This is a genomic window from Methylobacterium sp., from assembly GCF_028290105.1.
In the GTDB taxonomy this organism is placed as follows: Bacteria; Pseudomonadota; Alphaproteobacteria; order Rhizobiales; family Beijerinckiaceae; genus Methylobacterium.
The window spans coordinates 19,929-41,003 of sequence record NZ_JAQGKL010000102.1 but is presented as its reverse complement, the minus strand read 5'-3'; the positions used below and the strand labels follow the sequence as shown (position 1 = coordinate 41,003).

Genomic DNA, 21,075 nt, shown 5'->3' with positions numbered 1-21,075 from the left:
AACAATATTTCTAGTGGTTCGGATTCTAGACGTGTTCCAATCTTGTGCACGCCTTCGACCGTGGCCGTGTATCACGGACGTATTGACGCAGCCGGCGGCTTTCGCCCCGGGCGATCATTCGCATCCCTCGCGCTTGCGCGCGGGCGAGGGTCGCGGCACATGGCAAACCCACTTGGAGGGTCCACTGGGAAGATCCATCCGGCCGTCCCACGGGAAGGGCTCGCGCCCTTCGAGCGAAAGTGCCCGTCGCCTCAGCTAAATCTCAGGCACGACAAGGATATCCAGGTAGACCAGGGACACGGGCAGGCAAAACTCCGGTTGAGTCGACATTCGAAGCGACGCGCCGCGCGCAAGCCGAAACCTAGCCGGACACGATCACGCTTCCAATTCTTTCTCTCGCACTGTTTCCAGGATTTTTCGCGATGGCCTCCCAGCCCGATTCAATCACAGTTTCGTCACCGGCGCCGGTGGCCGAGGTGCGCCACCACACCGATACAATCCATGATCGCGTGATCGGGGACGACTATGCTTGGTTGAAGGCCGAGAACTGGCGCGAGGTGCTGAAGGATCCCGCCGCCCTGCCGGCGGACATCCGGGCGCATCTCGAGGCCGAGAACGCCTATTCCGAGGTTGCCCTCGCCGAGACCCTGCCGCTGCGCAAGACCCTGGTCGCCGAGATGCGGGCCCGCATCCGCGAGGACGACAGCAGCGTGCCGGAGCCCGACGGCCCGTTCGCCTACTACACTCGCCACCGCGAGGGCGGGCAGCATCCCCTGGTCTGCCGGCGCCCGCGCACCGTCGTGGTCGTGCCCGGCCAGGGCGCCGAGACCGCCGCCGACGGCGGACCCGAGGAGGGCGAGGTCATCCTCCTCGACGGCGACCACGAGGGGAAGGGGCTCGCCTTCTTCGAGATCGCGGCGGCGGTCCATTCCGACGATCACCGGCGGCTCGCCTGGAGCGCCGACGCCAAGGGCTCGGAACTCCACACCATCCGGGTGCGCGACCTCGAGACCCGGATCGATGCCGAGGACCGCATCGAGGCGACCACCGGAGAGGTGGTCTGGACCGTCGACGCCGAGGCCTTCTTCTACGTGGCGGTGGACGACAACCACCGCCCCGCCCGCGTCATGCGCCACCGTCTGGGGACGCCCCAGGCCGCCGACACCCTCGTCTACGAGGAGGCCGATTCCGGCTTCTTCGTGCATATCGAGAAGACGCAGTCGGGCGATTACCTCGCCATCACCGCCTCCGACCACGAGACCTCGGAGGTCCACCTCCTCGACCGCCGGGTGCCCGACGCTCCGCTCAAGGTCGTGCAGCCGCGCGTGCCGCTCCTCATCTACTCGGTGGAGAACTGGGCCAACCACCTCTTCATCCTCACCAACGCCGACGGCGCCGAGGACTTCAAGATCGTCACCGCCCGGGTCGAATCCCCCGGCCGCGAGACTTGGACCGACGTCATCGCCCATCGCCCGGGCGTGATGATCCGCCACCAGCACGTCATCGCGGACCATCTGGTGCGCCTCGAGATCGAGAACGCCCGCCCCCGCATCGTGGTGCGGGACACGCAAGGCAGCGAGCACGTGGTGGCCTTCGCCGAGGAGGCCTATTCGCTCGGCCTCCAGTCCGGCCACGAGTTCGAGACGGCGGTGATCCGCTTCACCTACTCGTCGATGACGACCCCCGCCGAGACCTACGACTACGATTGCGTCACCCGGGCCCGGCAATTGCGCAAGCGCCAGACCGTGCCGAGCGGGCACAACCCGGCCGATTACGTGACCCGCCGCCTGTTCGCCACGGCGCCGGACGGCGAGACCGTGCCGATCTCCCTGCTGCACCGGCGCGACTGCGCCCTCGACGGGACGGCGCCGCTGCTCCTCTACGGCTACGGCTCCTACGGCACCCTGATGCCGGCGGCGTTCCGCACCAACCTGCTCTCGCTGGTGGATCGCGGCTTCGTCTACGCCATCGCCCACGTGCGCGGCGGCACCGAGAAGGGCTGGCGCTGGTACCTCGACGGCAAGCGCGAGAAGAAGCCCAACACATTCACCGACTTCGTCGCCTGCGGGCGGGCGCTGATCGAGGCGGGGTACACCGCCGAAGGGCGCATCGTGGCCCATGGCGGCTCGGCCGGCGGCATGCTGATGGGGGCGGTGGCCAACCTCGCGCCGGAACTCTTCGCGGGAATCGTCGCCGACGTGCCCTTCGTCGACGTCCTCAACACCATGCTCGACGGCGACCTGCCGCTGACCCCGCCCGAATGGCCCGAATGGGGCAACCCGCGCGAGAGCCTCGCGGCCTTCGAGACCATCCTGGCCTACTCGCCCTACGACAACGTCAAGCCGCAGGCCTATCCGGCGATCCTGGCGCTCGGCGGCCTCACCGACCCGCGCGTGACCTACTGGGAGCCGGCCAAGTGGGTCGCCCGCCTGCGGGCCACCATGACGGGGGGCGGCCCGATCCTGCTGCGGATCAACATGGAGGCCGGCCACGGGGGCGCCGCCGGCCGCTTCGACCGCCTGGAGGAGGTCGGCCTGATCCAGGCCTTCGCGCTGCTGGCCGTCGGCAAGGCCTGACGGCGCGGCCTCGGGGAGCCGGTTCCCTCGAACGGAACCGGCTCCCCTAATCCCGCAGGAGTTTCTCGAGTTCCCGGAGCACCATCTCCGGCTCGATGGGCTTCTCGAGGCGGCGGATATGCGCATAGGCGGGGGGGATCGCCGCCCGGTCGTACCCCGTCGTGAATACGAACGGCACGGCGCGGGCGATGAGGGCATCCGCCAGCGGGTAGACGGTCTCGCCGCCGAGGTTGACGTCCAGGCTCGCGGCGTCCGGCACCTGGCCGCCCGACAGGATGCGAAGCCCGTTCTCGACGCAGGCCACGGGCCCCAGCATCTCGGCCCCGACCTCCTGCAGGAGGCCGTTCAGCTCGTCCGCCAGAAAGTACTCGTCCTCCACGATGAGGATGCGGCGCCCCTTCAGCAGGCTCTCAGGCATCGGCTCTCCTCCCGGAGATCGTGCGGCCCGAAACGGGCAGCGCGATGGTGCAGTGAATGCCGTCCGCTTCCATCACGTAGGTTGTTTTCGCGCCGAGTTGGTACGGCAGGGCACGCTCGATCAGCTCGCGGCCGGAGCCGCTCTCCTCCGCGCCGGCCCGTGCCGGCATCCGGACGTCGCGCTCGCGCCAATCCACATGCAGCCAGGGGCCGCGCTCGGGTTCCGGGTAATCCACGTACCAGCGGATTTCGAGCCGCGCCTGCGGCTGCCGGAAGGCCCCGTATTTGGCCGCGTTCGTCGCGAGTTCATGCACGGCGAGGGCGAAGCTCTGCAGCGTCGACGAGCGCAGGGCGACGCCGTGCGGGCCCTCCAGCGTGACCTTGCCGGCATCGCCGTCGAGGGCCGCGACCTCGCTGTGGATCAGGTCGTCGAAGGTGACGCGCTCCCCCTCGGCGAGGCGGGAGAGGAGCCCCTGCACGCGGGCGAGCGAGGCCAGGCGCGTGCCGTAGCGCGCCTTGAAGTCGGGCAGGTCCGCGCTGCGCCGCAGGGTCTTGTCGGCCATGGCCCGCACCACGCCCATCAGGTTGCGGGTGCGGTGCTGCAGCTCGGAGACGAGCACGCTCATGTGCGCGGCCGTCTCCTTCTCCTCGGTGATGTCGCGCCCGACGCCGCCGATCCAGCGCACGGTGCCGGTGGCATCGCGCATGGGGAAGTCGGTGTCGCGCAACCAGCGCACCTCGCCGTCGGTGGAACGCCGGACGCGGTACTCGAAGGTGACGCGCTCGCCGGCACCGACTCGCCGCAGGTTCTCGACGGCGCGTTCCCGGTCCTCCGGCACGATCAGCTCGACCCAGCCGAGCATGTTGTCGCCGGACAGGGCCGCCGTCCGGTCGAGGCCGTAGATCGTCTCGAAGGCGGGGGTGAGGTACACCCACTGGAACGTCGCGGCGTCGCGCATCCAGAGCACGTCGGAGGAGGCCTCGCCGAACTGGCTGAGGCGCGCCTCGCTGTCGCGCAGCGCCCTCTCGGTCATCTTGCGCGCGGTGACGTCGCTGGCCGCCCCCAGCCATTCCCTGATCTCGCCCGTATCGTCGAGGATCGGGACCGCCCGGGACGAGGTCCAGCCGAGCGAGCCGTCCATGCGGATCATGCCGTGCTCCAGCTCGAAGATCGCCTTGGCCGCGATCGCCCGGTCGATGGCGGAATGAACCGATGCCTGCTCGTCGGGATGAATGTAGCGGTCCAGCCAGGTTTCGCTGGCCTCGTCCGTGTCGCTCAGGAAGGCGCGGCCATCCAGCCGGCGCATCTCGGTCCAGCCCGGGCCCATCCGGTAGACCACGTCGGAGCTCGCCGTCACGAAGGCGCGGAAGCGCTCCTCGCTCTCCCGCAGCGCCGCCTCGGTGCGGGCGCGTTCGATGGCCGACCGGACACGCTCACCTGCGCTGCGCAGGAGACCCTGCTCCGCGTCCGTCCAGAGGCGCGGGGTCGCGTGTTGCGCGCAGAGGATGCTCGTCCGCTCATTGTCGCCGAGCAGGACCACGTCGGCGAAGGCGGCGATGCTGCGCGACCGGAGTTCGGCCTTCGCGGCGGCGCCGAGGCGCCCGTCCGTCTCGACATCGCACACCGTGACGACCGCGCCGACCCGATAGGCCGCGACGAAATCCTGGTCGAAGGCGTTCAAGGGATAGTCGCCGACGGCCGAGGAGACGCCGCGCGCATGATCGCGCTCGATCCACAGGCGACCGGCTCGCATCTCGCCGTAACAGGCGCGATCGAGGTCGAGGTGTTCGCCGAGTTGCCGGGCCGCGGCCTCCGCGATGTCGGCGGGCGTCTTGAGCGGCCGCAGCATGTCGCTGAGGCGGAGCAGGAAGGCCTGGTGCTCCTCGCTCTCCCGCAGCGCCTTCGTCCGATCCGCGACCCGCTGCTCCAGGTCCGCCCTGGCCGTCTGCGCCTCCTTGAGGGCGCCGTTGACCACGTGCGCGGCGGAGGCGAACCCGGTCAGCCGGGTGAGCAGCCGGAGATCCTCGCCGTCGAAGGCGCGCCCGGCATCGTGGGCGCTGACCCAGAGCGTGCCGACGGGCTCGTCGTGGGCGTGGAACGGCACCAGCAGGATCTCGTGGATGAGCGGCTCCACCTTGGCGGCGGGGAAGTGGGCGTGCGGACGCGCGAACAGCAGGGGCGTGTCCCGGGTCACGACGATGCCGCAGGGGCTGCCGTCGAAGGGCATGAGTCCGCCGAGATGCTCGGCCCAGAGCCCGGCCACGGCCTGCCATTGGAAGCTCTTCGTCGCCTCGTCCGGGATGAGGATGCTGATGCCGGCGGACCCCGCCAGCTTCATCTCGACGATCAGATCGACGAGGCGCTGCAGGACCGTGCCGGGGCTGGCGGCCAGTTCCCGCGCCAGTTCCGACAGGGCCTGGGCCTCCGCCGCATAATCCGGTGGGCGGGCGGGACGCGTCGTCAACGCATCGGTGATCAGGACCTCGTCCAATCCCGCGAGGACCTCCGGGACCGGCGCCCTCTCGCCTCGGTGCTCGTCCGTCATCGGAGCCTGCGATTGTTGGGGAGGGGCTCAGGATACAACGTCCGCTCGCGCCAACCGATCCGGCCTGCAACTTATGCAAACCCGCGCGCCAAGCGCGTTAACCTGCGTTAGGCACAGGCCGGCGGCGACCGGGTGCCCGGTCCGAAATCTCCGTTTCCCGGAGCGGACGCACCGGCGGCGGCCGGGAACGGACCGTCTTCCCGGGACCACGGTCGGGCGGTGTCCATCAAGGCTGAGGCACCGGCACGGCGTCGCCCGCCGGGGCGTCCGCGTCCGGGCGCTGGCGCCGCGCCGCCTCGTCGGCGGCCTGCTGCGCGCGCAGGCGCGCCTGCCGCGCGGCCTCCTCGGCCGCTGCTTTCTCAGCGGCGAGTTTCTCCGCCGCCGCCTTGTCGGCCGCCGCCTTCAGCGCGAGGGCGCGGGTCTTGTCCATCTCGATGCGGCCGCGCCGCCGCAGCCGCTCGGTCTGGTCGGCCTCGAACAGCTCGATCTTCTCGAGTTCGCGCTGAAGCACCAGGGCGGCGAGGCCGTTCGTGGCCGGGCCGGCATCGACGCTGCGCTCCGGGCTGCGCAGCGTCCCGCCGAACCCGAGCTGGATCGACGGGGTCGCCCCGGTCCATCCCTTCGGGCTTTCGCCCGCCGTGAGGGTGCCGCGCGCGTCGAGGCGGCCATCCCTGAGGTCGAGCCCGAGGGTGCCCGCCCAGCGCGCCGCGCCGAGGTCGAGGCTCAAGGGGCCCGCCCGCAGGGTTCCGCCCACCAAGCTCACCGGGCTCGTCACCGGCCCGCGAGACACCAGCGGACCGGCACCCAGTTCCTCGACGACCAGCGCCTGCAGGCGCCCCTCGCGCAAGGGGTCGTCCTCGGCGAGCGCCTGGGTCAGCGCGCGGGGCAGGCCGGCGGGGTCGGCGCCCGGCAGGCCGAGGCCGGCGATGGCGATCTCGCCGCTGCCGCCGAGATTGTTCATCAGCCCGGTGAGGCTGGTGCCGGAGGCGCCGAAGCGCAGTTGGGCGTTGAGGCGGCCCGCGACGGGCCCGCCGCCGGCCAGGCCCGCGATCGCCGCATCCGTGATCGTCCCCTCGCCGGAGATTGCCGCCGCGCCGCCCTGGCGGCTGAGGGTGGCGCCGCCGGCGATCCGGCCGCCCGCGAGCGCGCCCGAGAGGTCGCTGAACGTCAGGGCCTCGCCGTCGAGGCTGGCGCGCAGCGCCGCGCCCGTCGCGACGAACCCGCGCCCGAGGTCGAGGGCATCGACGCGCAGGGCCAGCGAGACCGGCGGCCGGCCCGCCGGCATCGGCGCGAACCGCCCCGCCGGCTCCACCGGCAGGACCGTGGCGCCCGCGAGCAGCGGCAGGGAGAGCCGCGCCAGGGTGAGGTTCCCGCCGATCTCGCCCTCCGGCCCGCCGGTCAGGTCGGCGGAGACCGGCTGGCCGGCGATGCGCCCGACGAGTCCCGCCCGCGCCTCGGGGCCGGCGCGGGCGAGGCGCAGGCTCACCTCCGCCGGCAGCGGCCCGGGAACCAGGCGCGCGAGCGGCGCGGCACAGCCCGCGAGGCTCAGGAAGGGCGTCAGGTCGGGGGCGGAGAGCTGGACCTCTCCGGCGCGGGGGAAGTCCGCGCCGGATTCGAGCTCCAGCGGCTGCACGGTCGCGACGGACAGGTCGGCGATGGTGCCGCTCAGGCGCAGGGCGAGCCCGGCGCCCGCGCCACCCGCCTCCGCGGGCAGCGACGCGCCGGCCAGATGCAGGCGCCCGGGGCGCCGCAGGGCCGGCACGTCGCCCCGCCCGAACCAGGGGCCGGCATTGGCCGCCGCGACGGTGAGGTCGATGGTCTCGATGCGTCCGGCCCGGTTCAGGAGGTCGAGGTCCAGGGTGCCGCCGGCGGCATCGCCCTTGGCGGCCACCCGCAGAGTGTCGGCGGCGCCGGCATCCCGCTCCAGGCTGACGGCGAGGTCGAGGGCGCCCGCGCGCAGGAAGGCGGGGACGCGACGCGCCTCCGCCACCCAGACCCGGTCGAGGAGCGCGAACAGGGGGGCCGCCACCGCCGCCGAGACGCGGCCCGCGATCCGCCCGGTGCCGTCGGGGGCGATCCGCCCCGAGAGCCGGGCGTTGGCGCCGGCAAGCTCCGTGACGTCGAGGCTGTCGACCACGAGGCCCGCCCCGTCGGACTGGATGCTGGCCGCGATGGTGCCCTGGCCCGAATGCAGTCCGGCGGGGCCGTAGCGCACGTCGCGGGCCTGCAGGGTCAGGCCGAGATCGTGACCCTTCAGTTCCGAGAGGGCTCCGCCGAGGGCGGGCAGGGCGGCGATGTCGATGCCCTGGCCGGCGAGCTGCGCTTCGAAGCGGCCCTGGGTGGCCCCCTCGGCTGCGGTGTAGCGGGCGTTGCCGGTGATCCGGGCCTCGCCGAGACCGAGGCGCAGGTTGCGCAGGGACACAGTGGGCGCGGCCACGGATAGGTCGGTGCCGAGCTGCACCGGGCGCCCGTCCATCACGGCGACCGCCGGGCCTTCCAACCCGAGCCGGCGCAGGTAGCGCCCGAACCCGTCCGAGGCCGGCGTGTCGAGGGACAGGTGGCCGGTGAAGCGCAGGGCCGTGTCGGTGTCGATCTCGCCGCTCGCCCCGAGGACCGTCGCGCCGGGGGCGGTGACGTCGAGGCGGCGCAGGACGAGGCCGCCGGTGCGGTCCAGGGTGGCGCTGGCCGAAAGGCCCGACCATTCGTCGAAGCCGAACGCCAGGCTTTCGGCGGCGACGTCGAGGTCGAGCATGATCGGCAGGCCGGACCCGGTGCGGGCGCCGTTCGCCCAGCCCGCGCTCACGCCGCGCGCGATCAGCGCCTGTCCGGCCGCCGAGGTCAGGAAGGCATCGAGGTCGAGGCGCCGGGCGGCGAGCGCGAGGGCGCCGCGCCATTGGCGCAGGTCGAGGCGGCCGGTGCCCCCGAGCCGCACGGCCTGGCCGCCCGGGTCGATCTCCAGGGCGACGTCGCTGAACGTCGCCGTCAGGCCGCGACCCGTGAACTTGCCCGCCAGGGAGAACGGCAGGTAGGCGCCGGCCGCCTGGACCGGGGGGCCGACGACGATCCGGGCGCTGCCCTCCGCCTCGGGCACCACCGCGCGCAGCCCGGCCGCCTTCTGACCGGCGGACTTCTCGCCGGCGGTCTTCTCATTGGCCGCCCTGGCACCGGCCGGCACCCGCGACGGCACCAGGGTGATCCGCGCATCGGCCTCGAAGCGCGGCTGGGTGTCGCCGCCGCCCGCGATCTTCACCGCGACGCCGTCCGCGCTCGCTTCCCCGGTGGAGACCCGGAACGGCACCCCCCGGCTCGTGCCCTCCGCCCGCCAGGGCCCGAGGAGCGCGGGCGCCTGGACCCGCAGACCCTCGGCGTGGAACTGTTCCGTGCGCCCCGTGGCCGCCACCTGCGTGGTCAGCACGAACTGCGCGATCGTCAGGTCCTCGATGGCGAGGTCGCGCGCCGATCCGACGGGGAGCCCCGCGCCCGGCACCAGCATGCCTTCGCCGTCGGTGACGGGGAGCTTCACCTCCGCCCGGCCGATCCGCGTCTCGGTGAAGCGGATCTCGCCCTTCAGCAGCGGCGCCAGGGCGATCTCGGCCTTCAGCCATTGAAGGTCGAGGCTCGGCAGGTCGAGGCCCGGCCGATCGAGGCTCGGATTCTCGGAGGTGCCTGCCCCGAGCCGCAGGCGGTCGAGCTTCAGCCGCGGCGAGGGCAGGAGGCGCAGGCCGATGCGCCCCTCGGTGTGGGCCTCCAGCCCGAGGGAGCGGGCGATCGTCCGGTCGAGGGTGCCGCGATAGCCTTCCCAGGCCACGAAGGGCGGAACGGCGAGCGCCGCGACGAGCAGCAGGATGACGGCGCCCGCCAGCGCGGTCAGGATGTCACGCACCGTGTCTGTTCCGCCTCGTCACCCACATTCCGTGCGGCATAGCACAACGTCGGCGAATGTGCGTCCGGCCGCCGCCGCGATCTCCCCGCCATCATCCGGGGCCGGGGTTCGGGACCCGATGGCCGGGAAACCCGGCCGCCACGCGCCACAGGATTGATCGCGAGCGTCGCGAAGGAACACACTGTGCGTCGCGCCCGCCTGGTGGCGGCCCGTTCGGGGAGGGGCTGCATGGGTCAATCGCCACGATTGGCGGCCGCCTATGGGGGGCTTCTCGCCCTCCAGACCGCCGCGGCCTCCTGCCTGCTCTGGATGATCCTGCCGGTTTTCCGGCGAATGGTCTCTCGCCTCGGCGAGCCGCAGGAGCTCGAGCCCCGGCGTCTCGCGATCCTCGTCGGCAGCGTCGTCGTCCTGCAAGCCTGCTACTGGGTGAGGCTTCGGTGCGTCCCGATCTCCGCGCCGTTCCGGAACATCCTCGTCGGGCACCTGCTCCTGTTCTCCAGCCGCGCGAGCTTCTTCTTCGGCGGCGCGTTCTTCTCGCTGGTCTTCTTCCGGCATGTGCCCGAGCTCGGGGCGCTGCCGCCATTCGGCCAGGCCGCGGCCAAGGGAATCGCGATCCTCGCGGTCCTGTTCTCGCTGTTCTGCTACTCGCTGGAACTGGAGCGGCTGGGCAAGGCCATCGAGGACGCGCCGGGCGAGGGCCGGTGATCCGCCGGGCCGAGCGGGGCCGTCGCTTCGGCCTCGACGAGCCGCGGTTTGGAAGTGGCCTTCGGTGTCGCCTCGGTCGCGGCCGGATCGCCGAGGCGCCGGGCGATGGTGGCACGCGCCTGCGCGACGATCCGCTCGATGAACCGGAAGTGGTCGCGCTCGATCTCGCCCGCCGCGAGCCGCTCGAACAGCCACTCCGTGATGGCTTCGAACTCCGCGTCGGCGGCGGCGAGCTGCGCGCCGGTGCCGACCTTGGCCAGCCGGACCAATTCCACCACCCGGCGCAGCGTCGCGCCTTCCTCGTGGCTGCGCCGCCGCCGGCGCCGCGACGCGATCCAACCCACGAGGGGCGCGAGGATGGCAAAGACCATGACGGCGAGCCAGTAGACGTTGACCGTCTGGTCCAGGAGGCTTTCCTGCTCGCCGTTCAGGTAGGCCAGCGTCCCGGGATGGACGGGGAGCAGCGCGGACCGCTCGGTGTCGGGCGCCTCCATCTGGGCCGCCGCCGGCAGCGTGGTGACGAGCTTCGCCTTCGTGGTCGAGAGGAGCCGCGTGAGTTCGCCGGCCACGCGGTCCGGCAACCCGGGCCGGGAGACGAGCAGGATCCGGACCGCGACGGTGTTGATGGTTTCCGTCGGCTCGGTCGGCGTGCCCCCGAAGGTGCCCTGCTTGATCTCGACCGATTCATAGGCGGGCCAGCGGGCGGCGACGGCGTCCGCCTCGGCGATGTCGAGGTAGGACGGCTTGGCCTTGAGGCTCCTGCGGATGCCCGCGAAGGCGTCCGGGATCGCCCCCGGGCCGAGGGGGCCGCTGACGATCGCGGCGACGACGCGCCGCGCCCTCAAGGCGGGTCCGAATTCCGCGGGCGGCATCGCGAGGAGGTCGGCCGCGCGCAGCCCGTAGAAGTCCGTGAGAGCCTTGAGCAGGCCGGGATCGGCGCCCGTCGCCACGGCGAGCCTTTTGCCGGCGAGTTCGCTGACGCCTTTGATCTTCGCCTCCGGCGGCAGGATGACCGCGACGGCGTCCCGCAGCAGCACGAAGACCGTTCGGCCGTGCGCGGCCGCCGCGTCGTCGCTGCGCACCACCGCCAGGTCGACGCGGCCCTCCCTGAGGGATCTGGCGCCCTCGGCCAGGCTGTCCGTCGGCACGGGCACGAGGCGCACCAGCGGATGCTCGGCGGACAGGTCGCGGATGAGTGCGGCGAGCACCTTCTGTCCGTCGCTGCCCACCGGGCCGGTGGCGAGGGTCAGGCTGTACCGGGCGGAGATCAAGTCCGGATAGCGCGTCAGCAGGGAGGCCCCCGCCGCCGCCGCGAGGAAGAGGGCGCCGAGCGCCGCGGCGATCTTGAGCACCCGCCTCACGGCGCCCTCGTCCTGCCCGGCGTCAGGCGGAGCGATCCGCCGCGCCGGCTCCCCAGGAGCGAGACCGCCCCGATGGCATAGGCCGACGCCATCAGGACGTTGACGAGCCGCGCCGCGAAGGCCTCCCCGCTGCCGCCCGGCAACGGCGACATCCCGAGCCCCAGCAGGAGGATGAAGGTCGCCAGCGCGATCGCGTTGACCGGCGCCCGCGCACCGGCGCCCGCGATGCGGCCCGCGAACATCAGCGTGGCGGCGAGGCAGACGAGGACGAAGAACGGCAGCGTGTCGTTCATCAGGATCAGGTCGTAGGCGACGGCCGCCGCCACGCCGCCGATCAGGTTGCCCAGGATCAGCCCCAGTGCCGCGCGCCGCCCCGTCTCGGGATCGTGCTGCCGGAGTAGCGTCACGATCACGATCAGCACGACGACCGCGAGTTCCGTGGCGACGAGGATGAACCCGGTCAGGACCGGCAGCAGAACGAGGGTGTCGAGGAGCGCCCCACGTGCCGCGTCAGGCGGGGCCGAGGCGCCGATCGGCGGCGCACCGGATTCGGGGCCGCCGCCCGGAAATGCCGCGAAGGCGAGCCAGACGGTGAGCAGCGCCACGGTCCCCGCGCACAAGAGCGTCGCGGCAAAGCCCGTGGCCGCGTCCGGCGCGGCGACGGCGAGGACCGGCAGGGACACCGCCGCGATCTGGATCAGGAGCGTCACGAGGTCCGGCGCAGCCCTGCGATGCGCGTAGAACGACAGGTAGAGCAGGAGCGCCAGCGCGAGGATCAGGACGGCGGGATGGCCGATGAAGGAGGCCGTGACCGCGAGGACCAACCCCGTCGACAGCGCGATCGCGACGAGGAGGCCGACGCCCTGGCGAAGCGTCGGCGGCTGGCGGAGCTTGACGAGCATCTGCGCGGTCAGCAGGGGCACCAGGAAGGTCGCATCCCAGCCGCGCGCCTCGACGAGGCCGAAGCAGGCGGTGGCGCCGAAGGCGAGGCGAAGGGCGGCGCGGCGTGCCCCGGCAGGCCCGACGTCACGGGCGGGATCAGTGGACATAGGTCAGGAGCGCCACGAGCCGCATGCGGAACCGCCCGATGGCGTTCATCACGGGGCTGTCGTGGGGATAGACCATCACGCTCGCCTGGGAGCCGACGCGCAGGGGGCGGGTCTCCCGGTCGAACTCGATCCGCACCGGCATGGCTTGCGGCGTCCAGATCCAGCCGCTCTGGGCGCGCGGGCTGGGCAGGCCCGTGCGGGCATCGACGCTGCGGTTCCCGACGCCGTAGCCGAGGGCCGCGACGCGCCCCGGGATCACCCGTCCCGGCAGGATGTCGAGGACGATCTCGACGGGATTGCCCACCGCGATCGCCTCCAGGCTGTTCTCGCGGAACGCCGCCTCGATCCAGACCTCGCGCAGGTCGATATAGGTCATGGCGGCCTCGCCCTTGCCGAGCACCTGGCCGACCGCCAGCGAGAGATTGGTGACGCCGCCGTCGGACGGGGCGACGACCGCCGTGCGCGTGAGGTCGAGATTGGCCTGTTCCAGCGCGCCCAGGGCCTCGCGGATCTGAGGATTGTCCTGGCCCTGCGGCCCGAGGGTCTGCTGGGCCTTCTCGACCTCGGCCTGCGCCTGGGACACGCCCGCCTCGGCGGAGTCGAGGGTCGTCTGCGCCTGCTGCTGGCGGGCCTGGGCGTAGACGCCCTTCCTGACGAGCTCGAAGATGCGCCCCGTCTGCTCGCGCGCGTTCTCGCGCTTCGAGACCGCGTCGGCGAGCTTGGCCTGGGCCGAGGCGACGGCGGCCGTCGAGGCACCGATCGATTGCCCGGCGGCTTCGAGCTTCGCTTCGGCGCGGCGCACGGCGAGCGCATAGGCATCCGGATCGATGCGGAACAGGACCGTGCCGGCATTCACGCGCTGGTCGGTGCGCACGCCGACCTCGGTGACCTTGCCGGCGACCTCCGGGGCGATCCGCACGAGATAGGCCTGGACCAGGCCCTGCGCGGTGTAGGGTGTCTCGCGGTCACCGGCGATGCCGTAGGCGAAGAGGACCGCGCCCAGCGCCACGACCGCCAGGGTGACGCGGCGCACCGGGTTCTTCGCGGGGCTTTGCCGCTGCGCGGGAAAGTCCGGCACGGAGCCGTCGCCCTCGCGATCCGCTGACATCCGGGCCATGGCTGGAGCGATCTTTCAGTTGAGCTTCCGATAGAGCCGCACGATCGCCTCCTCGGCGACGAGCATCGTCACGACGACCACGATCAGCGTCACCATTCCGTGGAAGGCGCCCTCGAAACGAACGCTGCTGCCGAACACGACCGTCAGAGCCTCCAGGATCACGAACTTGGAGCCGAACAGGACCAGCCAGGCGAAGAAGAAGCGCGAAAATTTCATGACGGCGCCGGATCTCGCATTGAAGAAATCGGCGACCCAATGCTCGACGACGATCGTAAGCTTCAGCAGGACCTGCAGCAGGATGGCGGCCAGCAGGGAAATCGTGAACGACTCGATGAAGACTTTCCCGGAATATTCGACGAACAGGTTCAGCACGACGAGGTCGATCAGGATCGCCGTGAAATATCGCAGGAACAATCGCTGATTGTTCGACGGCGCGACGGCCGAGAGCGGCAGGAGTGTGTCGATCTGCGCTGCCATGGCCATGCGCGACTCCCGGGCATCAGTGAATCACCTGATGCTCAGACGCTACACGAATATTCGAGCAAAGTCGAAGGTGGTGCTATCAATCGCGTCGAAGCGAAGGATTGAATTGGATGGCGAGACGCCAGAGTCTAGTGCTTTCGCGTATCAGAAGCACTGTCGCGGGTTTTCCGAATACTCGTGTGCCCGACCTCCGCTTCTGAATGGAGACACGCGCCGGCCGGGCGCGGTGAGATCGGGCCGAGCCGGGCCGTCACTCCGCCCGCCGGTCGATGCCGATGCTCCGGCCGCGACACCCCCGGCCATTGGCCGACCGCAACGGGCAAGGCCATGGGGCGTTCGGCATGTGCGCAGAAGTTGTCGATCGTCGGTCGGTGTCGTCGAGTATCACCGTAGGTAGAATTATGATCTGGCGGCGCAAACGCTTGTAAGCAAGAAACCGTACAGTAGGATTGCGTTTTCCCTGTACCCTGAAAACCGTTCGCTTTTGTCAACGCCAGCGATTAAGCCGCCGTTCAACCTGAAACCCGTACCCGCCTTTCCTCGACGTCTCGCGTTCTCTTCCCGTCTCCGAACTTTCACTCCGATGGTCGGGCCGCCAGGCCAGAGCTTCCTGCCGAAGGTATGTCCGAATGACGCCGTCCTCGTCGCAGCTTGAGCCGAAGCTCCTCCTGAAAAGCCTGCGGGCCTTCCGCCGGGGGGACTTCGCGGCCCGCCTGCCCCTCGACCTGACCGGCATCGACGGTGAGATCGCCGAAGCCTTCAACGACATCGTCGAGCTGAACCAGGGGCTGGCGCGCGAACTCGACCGGGTCGCGCGCGCCGTCGGCAAGGACGGCCGCATCGGGGAGCGCGGCAAGCTGCCGGCGGCAACCGGCGGCTGGAACGATTGCGTGGACTCGGTCAACGCGATGATCGGCGATCTCGTGCAGCCGACCACGGAAGTCGCGCGCGTGATCGGGGCCGTGGCCAAGGGCGACCTCAGTCAGACCATGCAGATCGAGATCGAGGGCCGCCCGCTCCGGGGTGAGTTCCTGCGCATCGGCAAGGTGGTCAACACGATGGTGGACCAGCTCAACTCCTTCGCCTCCGAGGTGACCCGCGTCGCCCGCGAGGTCGGCTCGGAGGGCAAGCTCGGCGGCCAGGCGCAGGTGAAGGGGGTCGGCGGCACCTGGAAGGACCTCACCGACAACGTCAACCTGATGGCGGCCAACCTCACGGGGCAGGTCCGCAACATCGCCGAGGTGACCACCGCCGTCGCCCGGGGCGACCTCTCGAAGAAGATCACCGTGGACGTGAAGGGCGAGATCCTCGCCCTGAAGCTGACGATCAACACGATGGTGGACCAGCTCAACTCCTTCGCCTCGGAGGTGACCCGCGTCGCCCGCGAGGTGGGGTCTGAAGGCAAGCTCGGCGGCCAGGCCCAGGTGCGCGGCGTCGGGGGCACTTGGAAGGACCTCACCGACAACGTGAACATGATGGCGGCCAACCTCACGGGCCAGGTCCGCGGCATCGCGGACGTGGTGACGGCGGTGGCTCAAGGCGACCTCAAGCGCAAGCTCTCGGTGGACGCCAAGGGCGAGATCGCGGCCCTCGCCGATACGGTCAACAAGATGATCGAGACCCTGGCGATCTTCGCGGACCAGGTCACCAACGTCGCGCGCGAGGTCGGCGTCGAGGGCAAGCTCGGCGGGCAGGCCCGGGTGCCGGGGGCCGCCGGCCTGTGGCGGGACCTGACCGACAACGTCAACCAGCTCGCGGCGAACCTGACGACCCAGGTGCGCGCCATCGCCGAGGTGGCGACCGCGGTGACCAAGGGCGACCTCGCCCGCTCGATCTCGGTGGAGGCCTCGGGCGAGGTGGCCTCCCTGAAGGACAACATCAACGAGATGATCCGCAACCTTCGGGATACGACCCTGAAGAACGCGGAGCAGGATTGGCTGAAGACGAACCTGGCGAAGTTCACCCGGATGCTGCAGGGCGAGCGCGACCTCGCCACGGTCTCGAACCTGATCCTGTCCGAGATCGCATCGCTGGTGAACGCGCAGCGCGGCGTCTTCTACATGGTGGAGGCCGACGCGGGCGAGCCCGTGCTCGATCTGATGGCGAGCTACGCCTTCACCGAGCGCAAGAACCTCTCGAACCGCTACCGCATGCGCCAGGGCCTCGTCGGGCAATGCGCCTTCGAGAAGAAGCGCATCCTGCTCACCAACGTGCCGGGCGACTACATCACCATCGGCTCCGCCCTCGGCGAAGCCGCTCCCCTCAACATCATCGTGCTGCCCGTCCTGTTCGAGCAGGAGGTCAAGGCGGTGATCGAGCTCGCCTCGTTCAGCCGCTTCAGCGAGACCCACCAATCGTTCCTGGACCAGCTCACGGAATCGATCGGCATCGTGCTCAACACGATCGCCGCCAACATGCAGACCGAGGGCCTGCTCAAGCAGTCGCAGCTGCTCACCGGCGAGCTGCAGAGCCGGCAGGAGGAACTCAAGAAGACGAACGACCGCCTCGAATTGCAGGCCGCCTCGCTTCAGCAATCCGAGGACATGCTCAAGAACCAGCGCGAGCGCCTGCAGACGACGAACGAGGAGCTGGAGGAAAAGGCACGCCTCCTCGAGATCCAGAAGAAGGAGGTCGAGGGCAAGAACCGCGAGGTCTCCATCGCCAAGACGGCCCTGGAGGAGAAGGCCGAGCAGCTCTCGCTCACCTCGCGCTACAAGTCGCAGTTCCTGGCCAACATGAGCCACGAGCTGCGCACGCCGCTCAACAGCCTGCTGATCCTGTCGAAGCTCCTGTCCGAGAACAAGGACGGGAACCTGAGCGACAAGCAGCGGGAATTCGCCAAGACCATCAACGCGGCCGGCTCGGACCTCCTGTCGCTCATCAACGACATCCTCGACCTGTCCAAGATCGAGTCCGGAACCGTGTCGCTGGAACTCGGCAACGTCGCCCTGCAGGACATGGTCGACCACCTCGACCGCACCTTCCGGCAGGTCGCCGAGGAGCGCCGGCTCGGCTTCACCATCGAGGTCATGCCGGGCCTGCCGGCGGCGGTGCGCACCGATTCCAAGCGCCTGCAGCAGGTGCTGCGCAACCTCCTCTCGAACGCCTTCAAGTTCACCGAGACCGGCAGCGTGACGCTGCAGATCGGGTCGGCGGAAGGCTCGCCGCTGCGAACCGGCAGCCAGTGGATGGCGTTCTGCGTCAAGGATACGGGGATCGGCATCCCGGAGGACAAGCAGCGCATCGTGTTCGAGGCGTTCCAGCAGGCGGATGGCACCACCAGCCGCAAGTATGGCGGGACAGGCCTGGGCCTGGCGATCAGCCGCGAGATCGCGCGCCTGCTGGGCGGTGAGATCGTCCTCGAGAGCCACCCCGGACAGGGCAGCACCTTCACGCTGTTCCTGCCCTACGAGCCCCCGGTGCATGCGGGTACGAACGCCCCCGCCGACCTCGCCGAGAGCCAGGGCGCGCCGCCCCCGCACAACCGCCAGCCCTCCACCGCCATGGCGCTCTCGGCCTCGGCGGACGACCGCCACGTCATCCACCCGGGGGATCACACGGTCCTGATCGTGGAGGACGACGCCATGTTCGCCTCCGTTCTCCTGGAACTCGCCCGCGAGCGCGGCTTCAAGGGGCTGATCGCGCAGGACGGCGCCGGGGCGCTCGCGCTGGCGCACCGCTACAAGCCCAACGCCATCACGCTCGACATCGGGTTGCCCGACATGGACGGCTGGGCCCTGCTCGACCTCCTGAAGAACGATCCGCGCACGCGGCACATCCCCATCCACGTCATCTCCGTCAACGACGAGAAGAAGCGCGGGCTCAAGGCCGGCGCCTTCGGATTCCTGGAAAAACCCGTCGATCGCGAGGGCTTGTTGAAGGCCCTGGAGCGCTCGAAGGAGTTCATCACCCGCCCGGTCCGCAACCTCCTCCTCGTCGAGGACGACGAGAACCAGCGCGCCGGGATCACGGCCCTGCTCGGGATGGAGGACGTGCAGGTCTTCGGCGTCGGCACCGGGGCGGCGGCCCTCGAGGCGGTGGAGGGCGGGCGCTTCGACTGCGCCATCGTCGATCTCGGCCTGCCCGACATGCACGGGGCCGACCTCATCCAGCAGATCCGGGCGGCACCGGGCGGCGAGGAGTTGCCGATCATCGTCTACACGGGGCGCGAACTCACGGCGGCGGAGGAGCACCAGCTCAAGCAGACCGCCTCGACCGTCATCCTCAAGGACTCCCTCTCGTCGGAGCGGCTCCTGGACGAGACGGCGCTGTTCCTGCACCGCGCCATCGGCAACGCGCCCGCCGACGACCGGATCGTGGTCGAGCGCCGGGAGCCCGCCTCGCTCCAGGGCTGCCGCGTCATCCTCGTCGACGACGACCTGCGCAACATCTTCTCGCTCACCAGCGCCCTCGAGGAATACGGGCTGACGGTGCTGTTCGCCGAGAACGGCCGCGACGGCATCGAGCTCCTGAAGGCCAATCCCACCGTCGACGCGATGCTGGTCGACATCATGATGCCGGGCATGGACGGCTACGAGACCATGCGGGCGGTGCGCAGCCACCACGCCTTCCGGTCGCTGCCGCTGATCGCCGTCACCGCCAAGGCGATGAAGGGCGATCGCGAGAAGTGCCTGGAGGCCGGGGCCTCGGATTACGTCTCGAAGCCCATCGACATGGACCAGCTTCTCGCGGTCCTGCGCGTTCAGCTCGACCGGCGCAGCATCGCGGCGGATCGGGACGCGCATGGCGTGAACGGCGCGGCTCCGGCGGCGGGCACGGCTCCGGTGGCGGGCTCTTCCCCATGAGCGAGCTCTCGACCCTCGTCGCGCCGGGGCCGGATGGTCCGGGCGTCGTGGCGGAAACCGGGGATCCGGTGATCCGCGCCAAGATCCTGATCGTCGACGACGATCGGCGAAACCTGCTCGCCGCCTCGGAGGTGCTCGACGAGCCCGGCCTCGACCTCGTCCTGGTGGACTCGCCGGAGGAAGCCCTGCGCCGGACCCTGCGCGACGACTTCGCGCTGATCCTGCTCGATGTGCAGATGCCCCGCATGGACGGCTACGAGGTCGCCTCCCTGATCCGGAGCCGCCCCCGGAGCTCGCAGGTCCCGATCCTGTTCCTGACGGCCCACAACAAGGACGACATCCACATCTTCCGCGGCTACTCGGCCGGCGCCGTCGACTACGTCTTCAAGCCGATTCAGCCCCTGGTCCTGAAATCGAAGGTCGGCGTCTTCGTCGAGCTCTACCGCAAGACCGAGGAAATCCGGCGGAAGGCGGCGGCCGAAAAGCAGTTGCTCCTCGAGAACCTGCGCGTTCGGGGCGAGAAGCTCGAAGCCGAGCGGGCCCTGCGCAGGGGCGAGCAGCATCAGGCCGCCGTGCTGCGCAGCCTTCCGATCGCCCTCTACACCGCGCCCCTCGGGGAAACGGACCGCTGCCTGAACTTCACCAGCGACAACATCGAGCGGATCACCGGTTTCCCCCGTGACGCGTTCGGGGGGGCGGGTTTCTGGCAATCGCAGTTGAATGCGCAGGACAGGGACCCGGTTCTCGCCGCGCTCCGCGCCGTCACCGAGACCGGCACGGTCTCGCTGGAATATCGCTGGCGCAACGCCGATGGCGACGAGCGGCACATCCTCGATCAGATCGTCGTCAACCATCCCGACGACGGCAGCCCGCCCGAGCTCTTCGGGATGTGGTTCGATGTGACGGAGCGCAAGGAACTCGAACTCAGCCTGCTCCACGCCTCGAAGCTCGAGGCCGTCGGCCGTCTCACCGGCGGCATCGCGCACGACTTCAACAACATGCTGAGCATCGTCATCGGGAACCTGGACCTGCTGCAGGGCTCGCTTCGCGGCGACGAGAAAGCCCTTCGGCGCGTGCAGAACGCCATCGAGGGCGCGCAGCGCTGCGCCGAACTCACGAGCCGGCTCCTGACGTTCTCGCGGCGCTCTCCCCTCCAACCCGTGGGCCTGGATTTCGCGGCCTTCATGCCCGGCCTGATCGAGCTGCTCAAACGCACCCTGGGCGAGCGGGTCAGCCTGTCCCTCTCGATGGAGGAGCCGCTGCCGGACATCTGCGTCGACCACGCGCAGTTGGAGGCGGCCCTGATCAACCTGGCGGTCAATGCCCGCGACGCCATGCCGGAGGGTGGACGTCTGACGATATCGGTTCGCCCCCAGGCGCATGCCGCCGCGGGCGGCGAGGCGGCCGACAGGTTCGTCGAGATCACGGTCTGCGACACGGGCACGGGCATGCCGCCCTCCGTCCTGGCCCGGGTCTTCGAGCCCTTCTTCACGACCAAGGAGGCGGGCAAGGGCACCGGGCTCGGCCTCAGCATGGTGCACGGCTTCGTTCAGCAGAGCGGCGGCGCGATCTCCGCCGAGAGCGTGCCGGGACAGGGCACCCGCATCACCCTCGCGCTGCCGGCGGCGGACCGCGACGACCGGACCCGGGCGGCGCCGCATCCGGACGAGATGTCCGAAGCTCTGCAGGGTGGCGGTCGAACGATCCTCGTGGTCGAGGACGACGACGACGTGCGCCAGACCACGGTCGCGGCCATGGAAGCGCTCGATTTCGAGGTCTTCGCGGCCCGGAACGGCGATGAGGCGCTCACGCTCCTCGACCAGAAACCGGGGATCGCCCTCGTGTTCAGCGATGTGAACATGCCGGGGTCCCTGACGGGTCTGGAACTCGGTCATCTCGTGAGACGGCGATGGCCCCACATTCCGATGATCCTCACCTCCGGCTTCCTGCGCGAGGAGCAGGATGCGAGCGCCTTCGATCTGCTGCAGAAGCCGTACCGCGCGGCGGACCTCGTCTCGAAACTGCAGGCGCACCTGCTGAATTCAGAGGCGCCCCCTTCGGACACTTCAACCTTGGCGCTGGAGGCCTGAACCACGTCGCGCCTGACGGTATCGGGGCCCGTGACCCCGTCGC

10 protein-coding genes and 1 pseudogene are annotated in these 21,075 nt (G+C 70.4%); 4 read left to right on the top strand and 7 right to left on the bottom strand.

Annotated elements, in window-relative coordinates; genetic code table 11:
* Window positions 1-422 precede the first annotated feature (422 nt).
* Complete coding sequence (locus tag JWQ05_RS08115) at window positions 423-2,576, top strand: S9 family peptidase (RefSeq protein ID WP_299657323.1); 2,154 nt, start codon at window positions 423-425, stop codon at window positions 2,574-2,576.
* 46 nt (window positions 2,577-2,622) lie between these two features.
* Here the strand turns inward: JWQ05_RS08115 and JWQ05_RS08110 are convergent, their stop codons facing one another.
* The 3 genes from JWQ05_RS08110 to JWQ05_RS08100 form a co-directional block, all read right to left on the bottom strand.
* The gene (locus JWQ05_RS08110) at window positions 2,623-2,994 is read right to left on the bottom strand and encodes a response regulator (protein ID WP_299657320.1); all 372 of its coding nucleotides are present in this window, start codon (window positions 2,992-2,994) and stop codon (window positions 2,623-2,625) included.
* Window positions 2,987-5,485 carry a PAS domain-containing protein gene (locus JWQ05_RS08105; RefSeq protein WP_299657317.1) on the bottom strand — a complete coding sequence of 833 codons (2,499 nt, stop codon included), beginning with the start codon at window positions 5,483-5,485 and terminating at the stop codon, window positions 2,987-2,989. The genes JWQ05_RS08110 and JWQ05_RS08105 overlap by 8 nt, the downstream gene beginning before the upstream one ends.
* 280 nt (window positions 5,486-5,765) lie before the next feature.
* Entirely contained in the window at window positions 5,766-9,422 is a 3,657-nt protein-coding gene (locus tag JWQ05_RS08100; RefSeq protein WP_299657274.1) for an AsmA family protein, read from the bottom strand.
* Window positions 9,423-9,650: 228 nt separating this feature from the next.
* On the opposite strand from JWQ05_RS08100, the gene JWQ05_RS08095 reads away from it, so the two are divergent.
* Window positions 9,651-10,127 carry a hypothetical protein gene (locus JWQ05_RS08095; protein ID WP_299657271.1) on the top strand — a complete coding sequence of 159 codons (477 nt, stop codon included), beginning with the start codon at window positions 9,651-9,653 and terminating at the stop codon, window positions 10,125-10,127.
* Here JWQ05_RS08095 and JWQ05_RS08090 read toward each other — a convergent pair.
* Genes JWQ05_RS08090 through JWQ05_RS08075 form a run of 4 tightly spaced genes read right to left on the bottom strand, consistent with a single transcriptional unit; the run spans window position 10,064 to window position 14,137 of the window.
* Window positions 10,064-11,488: a TAXI family TRAP transporter solute-binding subunit gene (locus JWQ05_RS08090; protein WP_299657268.1), complete on the bottom strand. Its 1,425-nt coding sequence runs from the start codon at window positions 11,486-11,488 to the stop codon at window positions 10,064-10,066. The two genes, JWQ05_RS08095 and JWQ05_RS08090, sit on opposite strands and share 64 nt — an antisense overlap.
* Window positions 11,485-12,537: a DUF2955 domain-containing protein gene (locus JWQ05_RS08085; protein WP_299657265.1), complete on the bottom strand. Its 1,053-nt coding sequence runs from the start codon at window positions 12,535-12,537 to the stop codon at window positions 11,485-11,487. Before JWQ05_RS08085 ends, JWQ05_RS08090 begins: the two co-directional genes overlap by 4 nt.
* Entirely contained in the window at window positions 12,527-13,654 is a 1,128-nt protein-coding gene (locus JWQ05_RS08080; RefSeq protein WP_366944571.1) for an HlyD family secretion protein, read from the bottom strand. Before JWQ05_RS08080 ends, JWQ05_RS08085 begins: the two co-directional genes overlap by 11 nt.
* Window positions 13,655-13,669: 15 nt before the next feature.
* Window positions 13,670-14,137, bottom strand: a complete 468-nt coding sequence (locus JWQ05_RS08075; protein WP_299657262.1) for a hypothetical protein — start codon at window positions 14,135-14,137, stop codon at window positions 13,670-13,672.
* A gap of 791 nt (window positions 14,138-14,928) precedes the next feature.
* Between JWQ05_RS08075 and JWQ05_RS08070 the strand changes: the two are divergent.
* Together JWQ05_RS08070 and JWQ05_RS08065 are read left to right on the top strand one after the other, a co-directional pair.
* Window positions 14,929-18,942, top strand: a pseudogene (locus JWQ05_RS08070) (response regulator); the annotation flags it as partial.
* Window positions 18,939-21,032, top strand: a complete 2,094-nt coding sequence (locus JWQ05_RS08065) for a response regulator (RefSeq protein WP_299657259.1) — start codon at window positions 18,939-18,941, stop codon at window positions 21,030-21,032. The pseudogene JWQ05_RS08070 and the gene JWQ05_RS08065, both read left to right, overlap by 4 nt.
* Window positions 21,033-21,075: the final 43 nt, after the last annotated feature.

Excerpts from the sequence above, each read along its gene's own strand:
- JWQ05_RS08080 (WP_366944571.1), bottom strand. The coding sequence starts at position 13,654 with ATGGCCCGGATGTCAGCGGATCGCGAGGGCGACGGCTCCGTGCCGGAC.
- JWQ05_RS08115 (WP_299657323.1), top strand. The coding sequence starts at position 423 with ATGGCCTCCCAGCCCGATTCAATCACAGTTTCGTCACCGGCGCCGGTG.
- JWQ05_RS08065 (WP_299657259.1), top strand. The coding sequence starts at position 18,939 with ATGAGCGAGCTCTCGACCCTCGTCGCGCCGGGGCCGGATGGTCCGGGC.
- JWQ05_RS08075 (WP_299657262.1), bottom strand. The coding sequence starts at position 14,137 with ATGGCCATGGCAGCGCAGATCGACACACTCCTGCCGCTCTCGGCCGTC.
- JWQ05_RS08085 (WP_299657265.1), bottom strand. The coding sequence starts at position 12,537 with ATGTCCACTGATCCCGCCCGTGACGTCGGGCCTGCCGGGGCACGCCGC.
- JWQ05_RS08110 (WP_299657320.1), bottom strand. The coding sequence starts at position 2,994 with ATGCCTGAGAGCCTGCTGAAGGGGCGCCGCATCCTCATCGTGGAGGAC.
- JWQ05_RS08095 (WP_299657271.1), top strand. The coding sequence starts at position 9,651 with ATGGGTCAATCGCCACGATTGGCGGCCGCCTATGGGGGGCTTCTCGCC.